This is a genomic window from Komagataeibacter kakiaceti JCM 25156, assembly GCF_000613305.1.
Genome location: NZ_BAIO01000231.1, coordinates 1 through 3,622, shown reverse-complemented (window position 1 = coordinate 3,622; position 3,622 = coordinate 1). Strand labels below are relative to the sequence as shown.

2 protein-coding genes and 1 pseudogene are annotated in these 3,622 nt (G+C 61.8%); 1 reads left to right on the top strand and 2 read right to left on the bottom strand.

Annotation, left to right across the window (positions count from 1 at the left end; genetic code table 11):
* A pseudogene (locus tag JCM25156_RS11250) lies at positions 1-308 on the top strand (methyltransferase); the annotation flags it as partial.
* A 20-nt stretch (positions 309-328) separates the two neighbouring features.
* Here JCM25156_RS11250 and JCM25156_RS11245 read toward each other — a convergent pair.
* Both JCM25156_RS11245 and JCM25156_RS11240 read right to left on the bottom strand, forming a co-directional pair.
* Positions 329-1,342: a ribonucleotide-diphosphate reductase subunit beta gene (locus tag JCM25156_RS11245; RefSeq protein WP_183479295.1), complete on the bottom strand. Its 1,014-nt coding sequence runs from the start codon at positions 1,340-1,342 to the stop codon at positions 329-331.
* 87 nt (positions 1,343-1,429) lie between these two features.
* Positions 1,430-3,289 carry a ribonucleoside-diphosphate reductase subunit alpha gene (locus JCM25156_RS11240; RefSeq protein WP_242402614.1) on the bottom strand — a complete coding sequence of 620 codons (1,860 nt, stop codon included), beginning with the start codon at positions 3,287-3,289 and terminating at the stop codon, positions 1,430-1,432.
* Positions 3,290-3,622 lie beyond the last annotated feature (333 nt).

Here is a 3,622-nt window from a genome sequence, read left to right as displayed (position 1 = left end):
CGCTGACCCAGTGGATCCAGGCCCTGGCCGCCCAGCTCCGCCATCACGGCACGCTGACGCTGGCGCTGCCCGCCAACCTGCTGGCCGCCGGGGTCAAGGCCATGGAGGATGTCCCGCTGGGCCGGATCAGGATTTTTCCCTTCTGGCCCGCGCGTGACCGGCCCGCGCGCATCGTGCTGCTACAGGGCTGCGCGAATGCACGGGCGGGCAGCGAACTGCTGCCCGGCCTTGTGCTGCATGAAGCCGATGGCCGCTTTACCGCCGCCGCCCGGCTGGTGCTGGAAAATGGCGCGCCGCTCCTGCCCTGAAGCGGCGCGGAGGACGGACCTCAATCCGTGAAGGCTTCGTCCCACGTGCCGGTGGTGGAGGCGCGGCTGTATTCCGTCGCGCGGTTTTCAAAGAAATTGGCATGCTCGACCGCATTGACCATTTCATCCACCCACGGCAGCGGGTTGACCGCGATGTCATAGATGCCATCCAGCCCAAGCTGGCCAAGACGGCGGTTGGCGACAAAGCGGATATATTCCTTGACCTGCGTGGCGTTCAGCCCCTCCACCGGCCCCATCTCGAAGGAGAGGTCGATGAAGGCATCTTCATGCTCGACAATGTCACGGCAGATCTGGCGGATGTCGTCACGCAGCGCATCGGTCCAGATTTCGGGGTTTTCATGCACGAACACGCGGAACAGCCGCGCCATCGAATCACAGTGCAGGGATTCGTCGCGCACGGACCATGACACGATCTGCCCCATGCCCTTGAGCTTGTTGTGCCGGGGGAAGTTGAGCAGGATGGCGAAGGAAGCGAAAAGCTGGAGCCCTTCGGTAAACGCGCCGAACGCCGCCAGCGTGCGGGCGATCTGGTAGTTATCCTTTACCGAGAACTGCTGCATGTAGTCATATTTATCCTTCATTTCCTTGTATTTAAGGAAAGCGGAATACTCGGTCTCCGGCATGCCGATGGTATCGAGCAGATGGCTGTACGCAGCGATGTGGATGGTCTCGATATTGGAAAAGGCCGAGAGCATCATCAGCACTTCAGTCGGTTTGAACACCTGACTGTACTGCTTCATGTAGCAGTTGTTCACTTCCACATCCGCCTGGGTGAAGAAGCGGAAGATCTGCGTGACCAGATGCTGCTCGCCCTCGTTCAGGGTGCGGTGCCAGTCCTTGACATCATCGGCCAGCGGCACTTCCTCGGGCAGCCAGTGGACACGCTGCTGCGTCAGCCACGCATCATACGCCCAGGGGTAGCGGAACGGCTTGTAAACGGGATTGGCGGTCAGCAGGCTGGAAGCCTGTTCGGTCGGGGCATCTGCGCCGGGGGCTGTATCGGTCATGGCCATGCCTGTCCTGTACATCGCTATGCGCTGTCCACCCCCAACGGGCCGGACAGCACAGGAAACAATATGTTGGAAGAAGAATGTCCCGCCTTACTGGCAGGCAAGACATTCCTCGTAATCGGTGGAAGTGGTCGGGGCCGCGGGGCCCACCGTTGCGGGCGCGCCGCCTTCGTTTTGTGTCATGTCGCGCTTTTCCTGTCCGTCGCTGACCGCATCGGCGCGCTGGATGGAGAGCGAACGGCAGTAATAGAGCGACTTCACCCCCCGCTTCCACGCCATGTAGTGAATCTGGTGCAGGTCGCGCTTGTGCACGTCGGCGGGCAGGAAGATGTTGATCGACTGCGCCTGGCAGACATAGGGCGCACGGTCGGCCGCATGTTCGATCACCCATCGCTGGTCAAGCTCGAAGGCGGTCTTGAACACGTCCTTTTCCTGCTGGGTCAGGAAGTCCAGGTGCTGGACGCTCCCCTTGTTCAGCGTGATGGAGGACCATATCTCGCTCGTGTTCCGCCCCTTTTCGGTCAGCAGGCGGTCGAGATGGCGGTTGCGCACGGTGAACGAGCCGGACAGCGTCTTCTGCAGGAACACATTGGCCGCGATCGGCTCGATCCCGGGGCTGGCATTGCCCGCGATAATGGAAATCGACGCCGTGGGCGCGATGGCCATCTTGTTCGAGAACCGCTCCATCACGCCATAATCGGCGGCGTCGGGGCATGGGCCGCGCTCTTCCGCCAGCTTGCGGGAAGCCGCGTCCGCCTGTTCGCGGATATGCTTGAAAATCTTGCGGTTCCAGACCTTGGCCACCACGCTTTCAAACGGCACGTTGTTGGCCTGAAGGAAGGTGTGGAAGCCCATCACCCCCAGCCCGACCGAGCGTTCGCGCATGGCGGCATAGCGCGCGCGCTCCATGTCGTCGGGCGCGCGGTCGATGAAGTCCTGCAGCACGTTGTCGAGGAATAGCATCACATCCTCGATGAACTGCGGATTGTCCTTCCACTCGTCCCATGTCTCAAGGTTGAGCGACGACAGGCAGCACACCGCCGTACGCTCGCGCCCGTGCTGGTCCATCCCGGTCGGCAGCGTGATTTCCGCGCACAGGTTGGACGTCTTGACCTCCAGCCCCGCCAGCTTGTGGTGTTCGGGGCGCGCGTTGTTCACGTGGTCGGAATAGATGATGTACGGCTCACCCTGTTCCATGCGTGCGGTCAGGATCCGGATCCACAGCGCGCGGGCCGAGATCTTGCGGATGACCGTCTTGTCCTTGGGTGAAAGCAGCGCCCATTCCGCATCATCCGCCACCGCGCGCATGAAGGCGTCGGGCACCAGCACGCCATGGTGCAGGTTGAGCGCCTTGCGGTTGGGATCGCCGCCGGTGGGGCGGCGCAGTTCGATGAATTCCTCGATCTCGGGGTGCCAGACCGGCAGGTACACCGCCGCCGAGCCGCGACGCAGCGACCCCTGGCTTATGGCCAGCGTCAGGCTGTCCATGACCCGGATGAACGGGATCACGCCCGATGTCTTGCCATTGCGGCCCACGTTCTCGCCAATCGAGCGCAGGTTGCCCCAGTAGGAGCCGATGCCGCCGCCCTTCGAGGCCAGCCAGACATTCTCGTTCCACAGATCCACGATGCCGCGCAGGCTGTCATTGGCTTCGTTCAGGAAGCACGAAATGGGCAGGCCGCGCGTCGTGCCGCCATTGGACAGCACGGGTGTCGCGGGCATGAACCAGTGGCGGGAAATATAGTCATACAGCCGCTGGGCATGGGCGGGATTCGCCCCGTAGAAGGAAGCCACGCGACCGAACAGGTCCTGGTAACTCTCCCCCGGCAGCAGATAGCGGTTATCGAGCGTGGCCTTGCCAAATGCCGTCAGCAGCGAATCGCGGGAATGGTCCACGCGCACAGGGTGGTGACCGGGCAACTGGACCACGTTATCCAGCATGTCAGACATTGTGGTACTGTCCTTTCCCTGGACGGTATCGTCCCCGCTGACAGAACAATCAGACATGCCGCCGGATACGTCATCCAGGACCATATACTTTCTCCGTACTCGACTCATGCCAACCCGCAGGGTTTGTCGCGACCCTGGGAGGTTGGGGGAAGGTTTTACGATATGCCCCTATATATGGGCCATCCGACCCTGAAATGCACTACATAATGTAGGGGATAAAAATGTGGAGCGTTCTTCCGACTCAGCGGCCGACCTTGGTCAAGCGGTGATTGCGGCAGATTATTTTTTAAATTCCGCCCCCGGCCCCGCCGTGATCCCGTCCCACCGCGCGGC